The sequence below is a fragment of the Roseomonas rosulenta genome (assembly GCF_016106005.1).
GTDB classification, from domain to species: domain Bacteria; phylum Pseudomonadota; class Alphaproteobacteria; order Acetobacterales; family Acetobacteraceae; genus Neoroseomonas; species Neoroseomonas rosulenta.
Genome location: NZ_JACADR010000018.1, coordinates 1 through 15,445, shown reverse-complemented (window position 1 = coordinate 15,445; position 15,445 = coordinate 1). Strand labels below are relative to the sequence as shown.

At 69.3% G+C, this 15,445-nt stretch carries 16 protein-coding genes; 13 read left to right on the top strand and 3 right to left on the bottom strand.

From position 1 onward, the window contains the following. Window positions 1-221 precede the first annotated feature (221 nt). A complete protein-coding gene (locus HW578_RS04600) occupies window positions 222-842 on the top strand; it encodes a hypothetical protein (protein ID WP_198369366.1) in 621 nt (206 codons plus the stop codon). Between the two features lie 56 nt (window positions 843-898). Here HW578_RS04600 and HW578_RS04595 read toward each other — a convergent pair whose 3' ends face one another. Further along, window positions 899-1,150, bottom strand: coding sequence for a hypothetical protein (locus HW578_RS04595; protein ID WP_198369365.1), 252 nt, complete (start codon window positions 1,148-1,150; stop codon window positions 899-901). On the opposite strand from HW578_RS04595, the gene HW578_RS04590 reads away from it, so the two are divergent. The 6 genes from HW578_RS04590 to HW578_RS04565 all read left to right on the top strand — a co-directional run bounded on the left by HW578_RS04590 (window position 1,149) and on the right by HW578_RS04565 (window position 3,402). Next, window positions 1,149-1,427, top strand: coding sequence for a hypothetical protein (locus HW578_RS04590; RefSeq protein ID WP_198369364.1), 279 nt, complete (start codon window positions 1,149-1,151; stop codon window positions 1,425-1,427). The genes HW578_RS04595 and HW578_RS04590 overlap by 2 nt on opposite strands. Then, window positions 1,420-2,010 carry a Rap1a/Tai family immunity protein gene (locus tag HW578_RS04585; RefSeq protein WP_198369363.1) on the top strand — a complete coding sequence of 197 codons (591 nt, stop codon included), beginning with the start codon at window positions 1,420-1,422 and terminating at the stop codon, window positions 2,008-2,010. Before HW578_RS04590 ends, HW578_RS04585 begins: the two co-directional genes overlap by 8 nt. Before the next feature lie 16 nt (window positions 2,011-2,026). Further along, on the top strand, window positions 2,027-2,266 hold the full coding sequence (locus HW578_RS04580) for a YMGG-like glycine zipper-containing protein (RefSeq protein WP_198369362.1): 240 nt from the start codon (window positions 2,027-2,029) through the stop codon (window positions 2,264-2,266). A 58-nt stretch (window positions 2,267-2,324) separates the two neighbouring features. Further along, on the top strand, window positions 2,325-2,489 hold the full coding sequence (locus HW578_RS04575; protein WP_198369361.1) for a DUF3309 family protein: 165 nt from the start codon (window positions 2,325-2,327) through the stop codon (window positions 2,487-2,489). A gap of 115 nt (window positions 2,490-2,604) precedes the next feature. Further along, a complete protein-coding gene (locus tag HW578_RS04570; protein WP_198369360.1) occupies window positions 2,605-2,754 on the top strand; it encodes a hypothetical protein in 150 nt (49 codons plus the stop codon). A gap of 387 nt (window positions 2,755-3,141) precedes the next feature. Then, window positions 3,142-3,402 carry a hypothetical protein gene (locus HW578_RS04565; RefSeq protein WP_198369359.1) on the top strand — a complete coding sequence of 87 codons (261 nt, stop codon included), beginning with the start codon at window positions 3,142-3,144 and terminating at the stop codon, window positions 3,400-3,402. Between the two features lie 22 nt (window positions 3,403-3,424). Here HW578_RS04565 and HW578_RS04560 read toward each other — a convergent pair whose 3' ends face one another. Continuing rightward, window positions 3,425-7,069, bottom strand: coding sequence for a chemotaxis protein CheB (locus tag HW578_RS04560; RefSeq protein ID WP_369407821.1), 3,645 nt, complete (start codon window positions 7,067-7,069; stop codon window positions 3,425-3,427). A 528-nt stretch (window positions 7,070-7,597) separates the two neighbouring features. On the opposite strand from HW578_RS04560, the gene HW578_RS04555 reads away from it, so the two are divergent. Further along, window positions 7,598-7,969 (top strand): response regulator, encoded by a 372-nt coding sequence (locus HW578_RS04555; RefSeq protein ID WP_198369358.1) that lies wholly within the window; start codon window positions 7,598-7,600, stop codon window positions 7,967-7,969. Between the two features lie 69 nt (window positions 7,970-8,038). Here HW578_RS04555 and HW578_RS04550 read toward each other — a convergent pair whose 3' ends face one another. After that, window positions 8,039-8,662, bottom strand: a complete 624-nt coding sequence (locus HW578_RS04550; RefSeq protein ID WP_198369357.1) for a helix-turn-helix domain-containing protein — start codon at window positions 8,660-8,662, stop codon at window positions 8,039-8,041. 793 nt (window positions 8,663-9,455) lie between these two features. Here HW578_RS04550 and HW578_RS04545 point away from each other — a divergent pair. From HW578_RS04545 to HW578_RS04520, 5 genes are all read left to right on the top strand, one after another. Then, window positions 9,456-10,025, top strand: coding sequence for a lipid-binding SYLF domain-containing protein (locus tag HW578_RS04545; protein WP_198369356.1), 570 nt, complete (start codon window positions 9,456-9,458; stop codon window positions 10,023-10,025). 772 nt (window positions 10,026-10,797) lie between these two features. After that, on the top strand, window positions 10,798-13,332 hold the full coding sequence (gene mgtA / locus HW578_RS04535) for a magnesium-translocating P-type ATPase (RefSeq protein ID WP_198369354.1): 2,535 nt from the start codon (window positions 10,798-10,800) through the stop codon (window positions 13,330-13,332). A 231-nt stretch (window positions 13,333-13,563) separates the two neighbouring features. Beyond that, window positions 13,564-14,340: a molybdate ABC transporter substrate-binding protein gene (gene modA, locus HW578_RS04530; protein WP_198369353.1), complete on the top strand. Its 777-nt coding sequence runs from the start codon at window positions 13,564-13,566 to the stop codon at window positions 14,338-14,340. Then, window positions 14,307-15,035: a molybdate ABC transporter permease subunit gene (modB, locus tag HW578_RS04525; RefSeq protein WP_369407820.1), complete on the top strand. Its 729-nt coding sequence runs from the start codon at window positions 14,307-14,309 to the stop codon at window positions 15,033-15,035. Before modA ends, modB begins: the two co-directional genes overlap by 34 nt. After that, a partial coding sequence (locus HW578_RS04520) for an ATP-binding cassette domain-containing protein (protein WP_198369352.1) occupies window positions 15,035-15,445 on the top strand: 411 nt, incomplete at its 3' end. The genes modB and HW578_RS04520, both read left to right, overlap by 1 nt.

Genomic DNA, 15,445 nt, shown 5'->3' with positions numbered 1-15,445 from the left:
CGCTGACCGGCCGCGCCGGCCCCGCTTCCGCCCCCGCGGCGGGGCCGGCGCACAATCCGCCCGCATTGCACGCAGCGCGGGTCATCTGATCGGTGATAGCCGAGCGCGCGGGCCTTCCTCGTCGGTGCAACTCCCCGCCCTGAGGGGCGTTTTCCTGAATGGCATCGCAGGTTCTCGCGGTGCGCTGCTCCCCCCCCCCAAAGTAGGAAAAGGAATCGGCCATGAAATCCCCTCATGAATTCCGACTGCCCATGATCCCGATGACGCTCGCGGCTGGCCTGATCGTCGCACCGATGCTCGCGCTGGCGCAGACGAGCCCTGCACCTGTTAGTCCGCCTGCCGCCAGCGGGACTCCTGCGACGCGGCCGGCGCTGGTTCCGCTTTTCACCACGACGGCCGGCTCTACCGTGACGCTTCGCCCTCGGGCGAGCCAGCTGATCGGCAGCACGATCTACAACGAGCACGAGGAGAAGATCGGCGAGATGGAGGACATCCTGCTGTTTCCCTCCGCCGTGGTTCCGCCGGTGAGAGTGGCCGGAACTCCGGCGCAGGTTCCTGCGCCAGCGGCGCCGACTGCGCCTGCGGCACCCCAGGGCGCCACGGCACCCCAGGGCGCCGCGGCACCGCCGGCCGCGGCGGCGGCGGCGATGCCCGCCTCGGGCTATCCGATGGCCGTCGTGCAGGTCGGCGGATTCCTCGGCATGGGCGGGCGGCTGATCACCGTGCCACTGGCAGATCTCCGCTGGAATGCTGGGAACGAGCACCTCGTGCTGCCCGGTGCGACGAAGGAGATCCTCCAGGCTCGCCCGGCCTTCCAGTTCTCCGAAGTCCGGTCGAGGTAAGCCTGCTCGGCAGGTGGCCTTCGGGCGGCGCGGGGAGGATTCCGCGCCGCCCGTCGTCATGGCGACGAGGCCGACGGCGGATCGCACGCCAGCACGGCACGAAGAATTTCGAAGACATATGAAACCACCTGCGCCTGACGGCGTTTCAATGCAGCAGGCATCGCGCGGCACCGATCTCGGATGGAGCCGCCGACGCCAGGCGGAAGGAATTCACCGATGCAGGCCCACGCCGCGCCGCGTTGTCTAATGTCGCCCAGCGCGGGCGACCGCGAGCAGCACAGGATCGTCACCGCCAGGTCACCGTGCATGGCCCGGGCGCGCCTGGCGCGCCTGGCGGTCCTGCTCCTGGCGGGTGCCGGGCTTTCGGCCTGCGTCGGAGTGAATGACGGGTACTACCAGCAGCCCTACGGAAGCTACAGCGGCAATGCACGCTTCCCCGCGCCCTACGCCTATCCCCGGGGATCGACACCCTATCTGTACAACCAGTCGCAATCGTCTTGGCCACGCACCTATGGGCGGCCGGACCATGGCTACTACCGCAATCGGTACAACCGTCCCGACCATGACAATCGGCGCGATGACTGAACGGGCCGGCATCCGCGCCTGTCGTTGCCCCGCTGCGGCAGACGCCAGCCGTCGATCCCACGCCACCACGGCCGTCACGCAGGACCGGGACCGAACCAGGCCGCCGATCCGCGCACAACTGGAGGAGACCATCATGCGAGCAGGGACTGCATTTGCACTGGCCATCGCGCTGTCAGGCACGGTTGCCCTGGCGCCGAGCGCCATGGCCCAGGGCGCGCCGGCGCGCGGGACGCCCGCCATCATCACCCAGGCGGTGACGGCCAACGACCTGGCGGCCATCTGCGATCCCACCTGGAGCGGCGTGCCGCGCCTGGAATCTATCGCCTATTGTCAGGGCTTCCTCACCAGCTTCGGGCAGTATCACGCGCTGCTGTATCCCCGTGGCGGACCCGCGAGACCGCTCTACTGCGTGCCGGTGCCCGGCCCGACCGTCGCGGAGTCCGGCATCGCCTTCGCGGCCTGGACCCGGGAGAACCCAAGCTATGGCCACGAGCCGGCACTCGACGGCCTGCTGCGCTGGGCCCAGGCGAACTTCCCCTGCCCAGCGGGCCCGCCCGCCCGCAGCCCGCGCCGTACACGCTGACACCGGGGAGACGACCATGCGCTCGACGCGACTTGTTCTCATGCTCGTGGCCGGCCTTGGCCTGTCGGCCTGCGCCGAGATGACGCCCACGCAGCGGAATGTCGGCATCGGCGCCCTGGGTGGCGCCGCCGTCGGCGGCATTGCCGGATCCTTCAGCGGAAATGCCGGGATGGGCGCCCTGATCGGCGCCGGTGTCGGCGGCGTCGGCGGCTACCTCTACGACCAGTCGCAGAGGTCGCGACAGTCCTACTACTGACGAAGGCGCTGCGGCGCAGGCTGTCCGGCCGACGATCGTGCATCAAGGAGAAGACATCATGTCGCTTGGAACAATCCTGCTCATCATCCTCGTCATCGCGCTGCTCGGCGGCTTCACGGGCGTCGTCGGCGGCTATGGCTACGGCTTCGGCCATGGCGGCGTCGGCGTGCTGGGAGCGGTCCTCATCATCGTCCTGATCCTCGTGCTGATGGGGCGGCTCTGACCGGAGCCATGCTGTCGCGCGGCGCGGGACCTTCGCGACCGCCGCGCCTGGACCATCGACGGAAGGAACAATGGGATGCGCGCATGCTGCGCGCATCCAAGGGCTGAAGGTACCAATGACGATGAATCGCAACCTGCTCATCATCGCGATCGGCGTGCTCGGGATCGGCGCCGGGGCGCTCGGCTACTGGTTCTACCAGGAGCGACACCGTTCGGGCGTCGACATCACCATTGGCGGGCGCGGCGTATCGATCCAGGAGAGGTAGCGGCGCTGAGGGACGCCCTCCGGCTGCTGACGGGACGTCGAGGAAGGTCCACGGCATCAGCCGACTTCGCGTGCATCCGGAACGCCACCTCGTGGGCCGGATCGGCTGGCTGCGGGCCGCCGTTCTCGGCGCCAATGACGGCATCGTCTCCGCCGCGACCTGTTCGACGCGCTTGAACCGCGCTCGACCGAAAGCGCCATGACGCCGATCGGCATCGTCGTGCGGGTCATCCCGGGGGCCATGGCCATCAATACGGCGCACCTCGTCTCTCACCGTCACCTGCAGCGCGCCTGATCGAGGCGTCCGACCGAGCGCGCGAGGCCAAGCGCGGCGGAATTGTAACGCCTGTGCTTCGCGCGGCTGCTCCTGCTTCGTCCACGCTGGATCGTGCTCGGCGACGTGACGGATGCGCTCGATCCGACCACCGCCGACCTCATGCTCGGCCTGCTCGCGGAGCGTTTGCCGGACTCCGGCATTGTCCTGATCGGACGCCACCTGGGATCGCCGGAGACGTTCAACCGCCGGCTGACGCTCACGCGGGCCGCCGATGGCGAGATCCTGCTGCACGAAGTCTATGCGCGGCGCCAGACCGCGATGGCGCCGCGCGCGCGACCGCTGGCCGTCGTCGACCTGCTGCGCGAGGGCTAGGGGCGCTGATCGCGGCGGCGGCTTACCCGCCGCGGAGCGCGCGCTTATCCCGCGGCGCCAGGAGTTCCTGGATGCGGCGCGCAAGATCCTCGAGCCGCACGGGCTTGTGCAGCTGCACCGACCTGGGCAGTTCGATGTCGCGCAGCGTGGCCGTCGAGATGTCGCCCGTAAGGATGATGGCCGGCACCTCGCGGCGCAGCCGCTCGCGCAGCGTCCGCGCGACCTCCACCCCAGTCATTCCGCCCGGCAGGTTGTAGTCGGCGAGGATGAGGTCCGGCCGGATCGTCCCCTGCGCCACCATGTCGAGGGCGACGACGCCATCCGGTGCCGACATGGCGCCATGGCCCTCGACCTCCAGGAAGATCCTGAGCGCGTCCCGCAGGTCCGGATCGTCCTCAACGACCAGGATCGCGCCGTGGCGGCCGGCCGGGCCGACCGCCCTGGCCGGCATCGCGGTGGGCACGCGGTCGGGGGGCGCGATGGGCTCGCCGGATGGCAGGGCCAGCTCGATGGCGAAGACCGAGCCCTTGCCTGGCCAGGAACGGACCGTGATGCGATGGCCCAGGAGTTCGGACATGCGGCGCGCGATCGAGAGGCCGAGCCCCAGGCCCCGGCCGCGTTCGCGCGCCGGATTGTCGACCTGGTGATACTCGTCGAAGACCGCCTGGCGCTCGCTGTCCGGAATGCCGATGCCGGTGTCCCACACCTCGATGCGGAGCTGCCCCCCCTGCCTGCGGCAGCCGAGCAGCACCTTGCCGTGCCGGGTATATTTCAGCGCGTTCGAGAGCAGGTTCCGCAGGATCTGCTCGAGCAGTCGAGGATCGCTCTCGATGACAAGACCGCAGGGCACGACACGGAAGCCCAGCTTCTGCGCCTCGGCATGGTAGGAGAACTCGCCCCGCAGGCGGTCCAGCAGGTCGTTGACCGGAAAGCGGACGATTTCGGGGCGGATGGTGCCGGCCTCGATCTGGTTGATGTCGAGCAGCGTGTTGAGCATGCCGGACATCGCGCTCAGGGTCTCGCCGAGGCGCGTGACGAGATCGTGCGTCCTCTCGCCCTCCGCGGACTTGGACAGCAGGCCCTGGAGCAGCGTCAGCGTCTGCAGCGGCTGCCGCAGGTCGTGGCTTGCAGCGGCGAGGAAGCGAGACTTCACGCCGTTGGCGAACTCCGCCTGGCGCTTCGCCTCCTCGAGCTTCTGCCCGGCCAGCCGGCGCTCGGTGATGTCGACGAAGGTGATGACGACGCCCTCCACCCCGTCGTCCTGGGTGCGGTAGGGCAGGATCCGGCGCAGATACCAGGCGGTCGCGCGTGTCATGATCTCGCGCTCGATCGGCTTGCGTGTCCGCAGCACCTTGAGCGCATCGGCCAGGAGGTCGCTGTCCGAGGCGAGCAGGTTGAGGTCCGAGAGCGGGCGGCCGATATCGCCTGGAATGACGCTGACGAGATTCTTCGTCGCCGGCGTGAAGAAGCGAATCCTCAGCTCGGTATCGAGGAAGAGGGTGGCGACGTCGGTGCTGTAGAGGACGTTCTGCAGGTCGTTCGACGTCGTGCGCTGGCGCTCGAGCGTCTCCTGCAACTGGGTGTTGAGCGCCGTCAGCTCCTCGTTCAGCGACTGGAGCTCCTCCTTCGACGTCAGCAGTTCCTCGTTCGTCGACTGGTACTCCTCGCTCGCGGAGAGCGCCTCCTCGCTGATGGCCTTCTGTTCCTCATTGGCGATCTCGAGGTTGTGGATCGCCCCCTGCAGTTCCGTGCGCGTCGCCTCCAGCTCCAGTTCGAGCTCGGCGACGCGAGGGACATCGCGTGGTGCGGCGATGCGGCTGGCCGGCTGGGCCGAAGACCTGTCCTCCAAGAAGCAGACGAGAAGCAGCTTTTCGCCTTCGCTGAGGACCGGCTGCACATCGATGGAGAAGGACAGGGTCCGGCCATCCTGGCGGATCAGGCCACCGGGTTGCGAAACGCTCCTGTTCTCCTGGAGCGCACGCTGGATCGCCGCGCGGAGCTTGTTCCGCACGCTGCGCGGCGCCAGGGCGAGCAGGTCCTGCGTCGGCGCCCCGGCTGGCACGCGGAGGAAGCGATCGGTCGGCCCGAGCGAATAGAGACATTCCTGCTTATGATCGACCAGCACAGCCGCGGGCGCGAAGGCCTCCATCACGAGCCGCCGGCACAATTCGCCATAGGCGTTGCTGCGCGCGGCGTTCGCGGTCCTGCCCGTCTGCCGGCCTGGTCGCTCGACGGTGCCGGTGCCGAAGATCAGGCCGAGCTCGCCGGGCCGGCTGCGGCCGATATGCCGGTAGATGCGGCCCGGCTTCGAGATCACCTCGAAGCGGCCGGGCACGCTGCCGATCGTCTCCGCGCCGCCGAGCAGCAGGATGCCGCCGGGGCGAAGCGCGAAGTGGAACAGCGCGATGACCTTCGATTGCGCCTCCGGGCTCAGGTAGATGAGCAGGTTGCGGCACGACACCATGTCGAGCCGCGAGAAGGGCGCGTCGTTCAGCACGTCCTGCACCGTGAAGACGACGCTCGCGCGCAGTTCGGACGAGACGCGGTAGCCCTGGCTCTCCTTCGTGAAGAAGCGCGCGAGCCGCTCCGGCGTCACGTCAGACGCGATGGTCGGGGGATAAAGCCCGTCGCGCGCGGCGACGACGGCATCCGGATCGACATCGGATCCGAAGATCTGCAGCTTGATGTCGCGCCGCGTCGCGACGATCCGCTCCTGGAACAGCATGGCGAGGGAATAGGCTTCCTCGCCCGTGCTGCATCCGGGAACCCAGATGCGGAGCGGCCGCCCGGCCTCGACGGCCTCGACCAGTTCGGGAATGACGGACTCCGCGAGGAGATCGAAGACCGCCTTGTCCCGAAAGAAGCTGGTGACATGGATCAGCAGATCCTTCGCCAGCGTCTCGAGCTCGGCGGGATCGTCGCGCAGCATCCCGAGATAGACATGCATGTCGGCGGCGGTGATGGCCAAGGCCGACATGCGTCGTTCGATCCGCCGGCGCAGCGTGCCGGGCTTGTAGAGCCTGAAGTCGTGGCTCGTCTTCTCGTGGAGAAGATCGACGATGGCGGGTACCATGTCTCCCGCAGGTCGCGGCTTACTTGCCTTGCCAGGTGCGAGGGCCCCGCCTCGGAGATGATCCATGAGCGCGGCCGGGATGCGGGACGCCGGAAGCACGAGATCCACCGCGCCGGTCGTGATCGCGCTCCGCGGCATCCCGTCAAAGCCCGCTTCGTCCGGGTCCTGCGCGATCACCAGGCCGCCCTTCTCCTTGATGGCCTTCAGGCCAAGGCTGCCGTCGGCCCCGGTCCCCGAGAGGATCACGCAGACAGCCCTTGGCCCCATCTCGTCGGCCAGCGAGTGGAGCAGGAAGTCGAAAGGCAGCCGCGCGCCGTGCCGCGCAACAGGCTCCGTAAGGTGCAGGGTGCCCTTGCCCACCGAGAGGTATGTGCCCGGGGGTATGACATAGAGGTGGCCGGGCTCGATCGGCATGCCGTCCTCGACCTGGCGCACGGTCAGGCCGGTATGTGTCGCGAGCAGGTCCACCAGCATGCTGTCGTGGTTCGGATCGAGGTGCTGGACAAGGATCAGCGCCATGCCGCTGCCGTCCTGGATCGCCTCGATCAGCCGGCGGCATGCATCGAGGCCGCCGGCGGAGGCGCCGATGCCCACTACGAGGATGCCCTTGTCGGCGGGAGGCGGAATGTTCTCGGCGGTGATTCGCCGGCGCGCGCGCGGCGTGCCGGGGCTTCGCGTTGCTGTTGCAGTCTTCGGCGGCTTCGTCAGGTCATCCTCGCATCTCACAGGGCGCCGCAGCCTGCGGCACACAGCATTCCGGACATCGACCGCGTCGACGACAGGGTATCACGCAGGATTGTGGTCGAATGGGAACACGCGCAAGCAGGGGATCCAAATCCATGCCGGGGCATCCGCTCACATCGGGCTCCTCGCCTGTCATCAGTTTGTTCTTGCCGGATGCCGACGGCAACGAGCATATCATGCGCGAAGCCGCACATCCGGCTTCGGTACGTCAGGCCGGGCGCGCAGACGGGCCGAGCCTTCAAAGCAGCGCGTGACTCCGGGGCCCAATGCTCCGCCCGACGACAACAGCGTCCGCTCGATGGATGCGATGGGAGGTTCCTTGGACCGCCGAGCAGGGCATCACGTCCACGACGCATCGGCTTGCAGCGGAGCCGAAGGATGAAGGCGCTGCGTATCCTTGTCGTGGAGGACAATGCCGTCATCGGGATGCTTCTGTCCTTGACGCTGAAGGCGATGGGACACGAGGTTTGCGCGGTGGAAGCCTCCGAGGATCGCGCCGTGGCGACCGCGTTGCGGTGCAGTCCTGACCTGATGATCGTCGATGTGGCGCTCGGGCATGGCAGCGGCCTCCGCGCGGTTGAGACGATCCTGCGGACGCGCCATGTGCCCCACATCTTCATGAGCGGTGCGCCCCTCCAGACCGGCGTGCGGGGCAGCATCGTGCTTCGCAAGCCTTTCGTCGAAGCCGAGCTGGCGGTTGCCATCGAGCACGCGGTTACGGCTTCCGCCGAGGCCTCAGCGTCGCCGTAGCCGCCTTGTTGCTGGCTGGCCGCGAGCGGTACCGTCGCGCGATCCGGATCGCCGGGGGGGGTACCTCGCCTACTGCGTCGTTCCGAGACTCCCGACCAGTTCGAGAATTCGCTGCCGAATGTCGGAGTCTTCGAGCGCATAATAGGCTCGAACCAGGTTCAGCGTCTCGCGTTGATGCAACTTGGCGCGTTCCGGCTCGCCGACGTCGCCCGAGCGCCCTTTGCGAGGCGCCACGACGAACGATGCCTCGGCATTCGCCGGCAGATCCTCGAAGAAGGAGGAGATCGACATGTCGAGCGCCCGGCCGAGATCGTACAGGCGCCCTGCGGTGACCCGGTTCAGGCCACTCTCATACTTCTGAAGTTGCTGAAAGGTGATGCCGAGCGCGCCGGCCAGCTTGGTCTGGCTCATGCCCAGGAGTTGACGTCGCAGACGTATCCGGGCGCCGACATGGGAATCGATCGCGTTCAGGGCGCGCCGCTGTTCCGCGTTGGAAGACGACTTCGCGGGTCGAACTGCCGTCGTGCCGTCGCCACTTGGTGTCTGGCCCGCTCGATCGTCGCCCTGGCCGTCGCAGGCTTCGCCAAGCCGTTCCAGGCGAAAGGGAAGGGCGCTGCGGAGGCCCACCAGGTCGGTGGGATCGGCAGCTGATGAGTCGGTGCTGCTGCCTCGCTCATCGCCTTGTCCTGCCATCTTATGCGTCCTCATTCCTTGGCTCTGTACCAATCCCTCCGGCCTCAACACGCGAGGGGCGCTCGAAGTTTCCGCGCTTCCGCTGTTTCTTCGCGCGGCCACGGGGATGTTCTCAGGTCGCTGCGCGCCCCCGACCGCTCAAGGACGTGCGTCGCAGCGCCGGAATGAACGATCCGGAACAGATGCTCTTGAACGCGCGGCACGCCACCCCTGCGATCCTGTCGAGATGATTCCGGCGCACCTCCGCAAGGCGTCGCGGAGTTGCGTTGGATCAAGATCGCAACCGAGGCGCGGGTCGCGCGTTAATGCGAGGGGCGCGGATCCACGACCACTCTCTGCGCAAGCCCGGCCGCCACTGCCGCCTGGCGCGGCCAGTGCCGGCTGCCTCGGACCAACGCTACGTCATGCCAGCGCGGAGGACTCCCTCATGAACAACATCGTCTACATCGTCGGTGCCGTGGTCATCGTGCTCTTCATCCTGGGATTCCTGGGCTTCCGTTGAGTGGGGCATGGGCCGACGCGCACTCGGGGAAAGGTGGCTCGCGGCACGCCGAAACGTCTGCCGCCGGCCCTCCCCGGGTCGTTTGGAAGCGCGGCGCCCTTGAGCCTGCAGCGATCCCAGGACCAGCGCAGCGTCAGCACGGGCCCGTCGGGAGTGGACGCGTCTCCGGCCGCCGGGACGGGGGCGTCGCGCGGGGATGAAACTTTCCCGGAGACGGCGGGTTATCCGGCGCGGTGGCCTGCCGTCCCCCGCCCATCGGGGAGACTCCATGCCAGCCGCACGGAGGACAACATGACCCACGTCACGCGACGGAACCTGCTTCCCCTCGCTACGGCGCTCGCACTCACGCCCACCATTCTGACTGTCGCGCCACGTTCGGCCCGGGCCGCCACGCGGGCGGAGATCGACGGCGAGGTCGCGAATGCGCTGCGCACGCTGCGCGCGCAGGAGAACACACGCCCGCTGTTTGCCGGCGCGAAATCCATCCTGATCTTCCCCCGCATCCTGAGCGGCGGCTTCATCGTCGGCGGCCAGTACGGCCAGGGCGCGCTGATCGCGGGCGAACGCACGATCGGCTACTACAACATCGCCGGCGCATCCTTCGGCTTCACCATCGGCGCACAGGTCGCCGGACTCGCCATGTTCTTCATGACCGATGCGGCGCGTGCAGCGCTCGATTCGGCGAGCGGTTGGGAGATCGGCACCGGTCCGACGGTCGTGGCGGTCGATCAGGGCCTGCAGGCGAACATCACCTCGACGACGCTGAGCGAGCCGGTCTATGCGATCAGCTTCAGTCAGCAGGGACTGATGGCGTCGCTGTCGATCAACGGCTCGAAGATCACGCGCATCAATCTGGAGTGAACCGTCGAACGACACCGGGGCGCCGCCGTCCCGCCGCCAATCGGCACAGGCGGCATTGCCCCGAGGTCGCACACATTGCGCGGCCAGTCGCGCCATGACGCGGCATCGGCCGCACAACAGGCCGGTGCTGTTCGCGGCACCGCCGCCTCGCCCGGCCGAGCAGCGCTGAAACGACCAGAACACTTAGGCGCCATCATGCTGGTCGATCATCCGCCGGCATCCACTGACCCCAAGCCCAGCGAACCGCCGGTCCTGCGAAACGCTGGCGCAGGGCTGCCCATGACAGTGGGGCGCGTGGAGCTCCCGCCAATGCGGGGTGGGGAGCGCCCACGCCTCGCCATGGGATTCCGGGTGGCGACTTCTGGCGCTGGCGCTGTCGCGTGCTCGGTTCCCTCGTCCTGATGGGTGGGGCTCCCTGGCTTGCGATCCCCTGGTTGGTCGGGCCGATCGTCCCGGCGCAGCCCGTGCTGCGCGGCGCCCTCGTGCGGAGCGTCGTGGCAAGCGACGGGTCGAGACGCCACACCGCACGAACGTCAGCAGCCGGATTACTGGGACCGTCGCATCGGTTCGGGGCGAGCGTGACCTTCGCGCAGCTCGGGATCATCGCCTTCGACGGACAGATCGAACCCGAGGCGCTGCGGCTTTGCGGCCTGCCGGAGCACGCTCCGGCGATCCTGCGGGACTGACGGTCGCTGCCCGCCGACAGGTGGCTCATGGGCGCGTCTCGTGAAAGCCGTCCGCTCCGATCTGCCTTATCCGCTATGCTCTTGCGATGACCGAGAAGGCACTGTCTGCAGAACGGTTTTGGGCGGTCCCCCAGGGCGCCATGCTCGCGCGCCTTGGCAGCGGTCCCATGGGGCTTGCGGCCGCCGAAGCGGATCGGCGACTCACCGAGACCGGACCCAATACCGTCGCGGACCGACCCCGCCTCGAGATCGCCGCGAAGATCGGGCGGCGGCTGGTCGAGCCACTCGTCGCCATCCTGCTCGTCGCAGCACTCGTCTCCGGCCTGACCGGGGACTGGCCCGGCTTCGCGATCATCGCCTGCATCGTCGGCGTGTCGGTCGGCCTCGACGTCGTGCAGGAACACCGGGCGGAACTGGCGGCCGCGCGCCTGCGTGACAGCGTCGCCGTCAAGGCCTCGGTGCGGCGCGACGGGCAGGTGGTGCCCCTGCCGGTGGAAAGGATCGTCCCCGGCGACGTGGTCGAACTCACCGCCGGCGGCCTGGTGCCGGCCGATGGCATCCTTCTGGAAAGCCGCGGTGCCCAGGCCAACGAGGCGCTGCTGACCGGCGAGCCCTACCCCGTCGGCAAGCGCGTGGGCGCGAGCGAGGCCAGCAGCCCGGCAGACGCGTTCAACGCGGTCTTCGCCGGCACCGCGATCGTCGCCGGTGCCGCCACGATGCTCGTCGTCGCCACGGGGCGCGCGACGCGCCTTGGCGGCGTCGCGGCGTCGCTGGCTGCACGGCGGCCGCCGACCGCCTTCGAGAAGGGGCTGCACGGGCTCGGGCTGCTGATCCTGCGGCTCACCGCCTTCCTGGTGCTTCTGGTGCTCCTGGCGCATCTCGGCTTCCATCGCCCGCCGGTCGAGAGCTTCCTCTTCGCCATCGCGCTCGCCGTGGGGCTTACCCCCGAGCTGCTGCCCATGGTGACCACCATCACCCTCTCGCGCGGGGCGATGCGGATGGCGCGTAAGCAGGTGGTCGTGAAGCGCCTGGCGGCGATCCACGACCTGGGCGCGATGGACGTGCTCTGCACCGACAAGACCGGCACGCTGACGGAGGCCAGGATCGCGCTGGCCGATGCGACCGGGGCGGATGGCGCGCCATCGTCGCGGGTACTCGGCCTTGCCGCGCTGAATGCCGGACTCGCGAGCGGCGTGCCGAGCGCGCTGGACGCCGCCATCCTGCAGGCCAATGCGCCAGCGCCAGGATGGCGCGCGCTGGCCGAGGCGCCCTTCGAATTCGAGCGGCGGCGCTCCGCCGTGCTGTGCGAAGGGGAGGGCCAGCGCCTTCTGGTGGTGAAGGGCGCGCCCGAGGCGGTGCTGGCGGTCTGCACCGCCGCGGAAGGCGCGGATGGCACGCGGCAGCCGATGACGGATGTCCTGCGAGCCGAGCTCCTGGCCCGCGCAGATGGCAGGGGCAGCGAAGGGCTGCGTCTGCTCGGTATCGCCTGGCGGTCCATGGGTGAGAATGAGACCATCGAAGGCCCGCACACCGAGGCCGATCTCGTCTTCGCGGGCTTCTGCGCCTTCCTCGACCCGCCGAAGGCCTCCGCGGTCGATGCCGTTGCACGGCTGGGTGCGCTGGGCGTGCGGGTCAAGATCGTTTCGGGCGATGCGGCGCCCGTCCTGCTGCACCTAGTGCGGACGCTCGGCCTGCCCTGCAAGGGAGTGCTGACCGGGGAGGAGATCGAGGCGCTGGACCATCCCGGACTGGTCGCGCGCGTGCAGGACGTGGATCTCTACGCGCGTGTCTCGCCGGACCAGAAGCGGCGCGTCATCCTCGCGCTCAAGGCGCACGGGCATACGGTCGGCTTCATCGGCGATGGCATCAACGACGCGCCCGCCATCCACGCCGCCGATGCCGGGCTGTCCGTGGAAGGCGCGACCGAAGTCGCGCGGGCGGCCGCCGACCTGATCCTGCTGGCACCCGATCTCGGCGTGCTGGCTGAGGGCGTGGAGGAAGGCCGGCGGACCTACGCCAACATCATGAAGTACGTGCGGATGGGCACCTCTTCCAACTTCGGCAACATGTTCTCGATGGCCGCGGCGTCGTTGCTGATCCCGTTCCTGCCGCTGCTGCCCGCCCAGATCCTGCTGAACAACCTGCTCTACGACCTGTCGGAGATGGGCATCCCCTTCGATGCGGTGGACGCCGAGGACGTGGCGAAGCCGCATGGCTGGGACATGGCGGCGGTGCTGCGCTTCACGCTGGTGATGGGACCGATCTCCTCCGCGTTCGACCTCGCGACCTTCGGCATCCTGCTCTGGGGCTTCGGCGCGACGCCGGAGGAGTTCCGCACAGCCTGGTTCATCGAGAGCATGGCGACGCAGGTGCTGGTGATCTTCCTGATCCGCACCCATGGACGGGCCTGGAAGGCCGCCGCACCGCATCCGGCGCTGATCGCGACATCGCTATCCGCATTGGCGGTGGCCTTCGCGATGGCGCTCGGCCCGCTGGCGCCTCTGCTCGGCTTCGTGCCACTTCCGGGCGCGCTGCTGGCGGTGATCGCCGCCCTGGTCGTCGGCTACCTGGTGGCGGCTGAAGCGCTGAAGCGTCTCGCCGCCCGCGATGGCCAGGCATGACGTCATCACCGGCGACCGACCTCCGGCTGCGCTGAAGGCACGACAGTCGGCGCGCCGATGCCTTTGCGGCGCTTACGCTACCAGGACCCCGACAGGCCTTGAGCGGCGGATGCGGCGACCCGCCTGGGCACTTCTGGCGGCGCCATGGGTACCTCCAGCAACATGTCAGGTGGACGGCGCGGGTGCCGTGCGCTATGTCCCGCCACATACAACGTATCCGGGAGACACGCGATGCGCCGCCGTTTCCTGCCATGGGCCGCCATCCTCGCGGTCGTCTTCGGCATCACGGGCGCGCCCCGCGCGCAGGAAGGCGTCACCGTCTTCGCTGCCGCAAGCCTGGCAGACGCGCTGCGTATGCTGGGCCAGGAGTGGCAGTCGCGTGGCAATCCCGCGCCGCGGTTCTCCTTCGCCGCCTCCTCGGCGCTCGCGCGGCAGATCGAACAGGGCGCGCCCGCCGACCTGTTCATGTCGGCGGACGAGGCCTGGGCGAACTACCTGCAGGACCGCAACCTCCTCGTGAACGCGATGCGCGCGAGTCCGCTTGGCAATTCGCTCGTGCTGATCGCGCCCGCGAATGGCGCGCGGCCGATGGCGCTGGCACGCGACACCAACCTGGTTGCGCTGCTTGGTCCGAATGGCCGGCTCGCTACAGGCGACCCCGCGCATGTGCCGGTCGGGCGCTACGCCCAGGCGGCGCTCAGGTGGATGGGCCAGTGGGACGCGATCGCGCCACGCCTTGCGCGCGCCGACAATGTCCGCGCCGCCCTGCTGCTGGTCGAACGCGGGGAGGCACCCCTTGGGATCGTCTATTCCACCGATGCAGCGGTCAGCCAGGGGGTGCGCGTGGTCGGCACCTTCCCCGCCGGCAGCCACGAGGCGATCACCTATCCCTTCGCCCTGACCCGCCGCGCCGATGGCAATGCGCAGGCGCGCGCGCTGCTCGCCTTCCTGGTGGGGCCCGAGGCAGCGCCGACGTGGCAGCGCTTCGGCTTCACGCGCGCGCAGTGACACTCGGCCTCTCGCCGGAGGAATGGCAGGCCGTCCGCCTCAGCCTCGATGTCGCGTCGCGGTCCGTCGCGGTCTCGCTGCTGCCCGCGATCGGCATCGCCTGGCTGCTGGCGCGCGGGCGCTTCCCGGGGCGGATGCTGCTGGATGCGCTGGTCCACCTGCCGCTGGTGGTCCCGCCGGTGGTGGTGGGCTGGGGGCTGCTGATGCTCTTCGGCATCCGCGGCCCGATCGGCGCGCCGCTGCATGACTGGTTCGGCGTGCGCCTGGTCTTCACCACGGATGGTGCGGCGCTGGCGACGGCGGTGATGTCCTTCCCGCTGATCGTGCGCGCCGTGCGCCTGGGGCTCGAGAGCGTGGACACCGGGCTGGAGGCGGCCGCGCGCACGCTGGGTGCGGGTCCGCTTGACCGCTTCGTCACGGTCACGCTGCCGCTGATGTCGCCGGGGATCCTGGCGGGCGCGGTCACCGCCTTCGCGGCGGGCCTGGGCGAGTTCGGCGCGGTCATCACCTTCGCCTCGAACATCCCGGGCGAGACGCAGACCCTGCCGCTCGCGATCTACAGCGCGACGCAGACGCCGGGCGGCGAGGCGACGGCGGCGCGACTCGCGCTGGTCTCCTTCACGCTCGCGGTGTGCGGGCTGCTTCTCGCGGAGGTCATCGCGCGGCGGATGCACCTCTGGCTCGGGCGCGGCTGATGCTGGAGGTCGCGCTCCGCCATCGCTTCGGACGGAAGGGCTTCGCACTGGAGGCGGGCTTCACCGCGCCGGACAACGGCGTGACGGCATTGTTCGGCCCCTCCGGCTGCGGGAAGTCCACCATCCTGGCCGCGGTCGCCGGGCTGCTGCGGCCGGATGCGGGGCGCATCGCCCTCGGCGGCACGGCGCTGCTGGACACGGCGCTGCGCGTCTTCGTGCCGCCCGAGCGCCGCCGTTGCGCCGTCGTGTTCCAGGATGCGCGGCTCTTTCCGCACCTCAGCGTCGAGACCAACCTGCGCTACGGGCTGCGCCGCGCGCCGCGCGATGCGAGCGGCCCGGGCTTCGACGACGTCGTCGCGCTGCTCGGCATCGCGCCGCTGCTGGCGCGCCGCCCGGGGCGGCTCTCGGGC

Bases quoted from the DNA above. Each gene is read 5' to 3' on its own strand.
- HW578_RS04570 (WP_198369360.1), top strand. From the start codon at position 2,605: ATGACGATGAATCGCAACCTGCTCATCATCGCGATCGGCGTGCTCGGG.
- HW578_RS04545 (WP_198369356.1), top strand. From the start codon at position 9,456: ATGACCCACGTCACGCGACGGAACCTGCTTCCCCTCGCTACGGCGCTC.
- HW578_RS04600 (WP_198369366.1), top strand. From the start codon at position 222: ATGAAATCCCCTCATGAATTCCGACTGCCCATGATCCCGATGACGCTC.
- HW578_RS04550 (WP_198369357.1), bottom strand. From the start codon at position 8,662: ATGGCAGGACAAGGCGATGAGCGAGGCAGCAGCACCGACTCATCAGCT.
- HW578_RS04595 (WP_198369365.1), bottom strand. From the start codon at position 1,150: ATGCACGGTGACCTGGCGGTGACGATCCTGTGCTGCTCGCGGTCGCCC.
- HW578_RS04580 (WP_198369362.1), top strand. From the start codon at position 2,027: ATGCGCTCGACGCGACTTGTTCTCATGCTCGTGGCCGGCCTTGGCCTG.
- HW578_RS04575 (WP_198369361.1), top strand. From the start codon at position 2,325: ATGTCGCTTGGAACAATCCTGCTCATCATCCTCGTCATCGCGCTGCTC.
- mgtA (WP_198369354.1), top strand. From the start codon at position 10,798: ATGACCGAGAAGGCACTGTCTGCAGAACGGTTTTGGGCGGTCCCCCAG.
- HW578_RS04585 (WP_198369363.1), top strand. From the start codon at position 1,420: ATGACTGAACGGGCCGGCATCCGCGCCTGTCGTTGCCCCGCTGCGGCA.
- HW578_RS04555 (WP_198369358.1), top strand. From the start codon at position 7,598: ATGAAGGCGCTGCGTATCCTTGTCGTGGAGGACAATGCCGTCATCGGG.
- HW578_RS04590 (WP_198369364.1), top strand. From the start codon at position 1,149: ATGGCCCGGGCGCGCCTGGCGCGCCTGGCGGTCCTGCTCCTGGCGGGT.
- modA (WP_198369353.1), top strand. From the start codon at position 13,564: ATGCGCCGCCGTTTCCTGCCATGGGCCGCCATCCTCGCGGTCGTCTTC.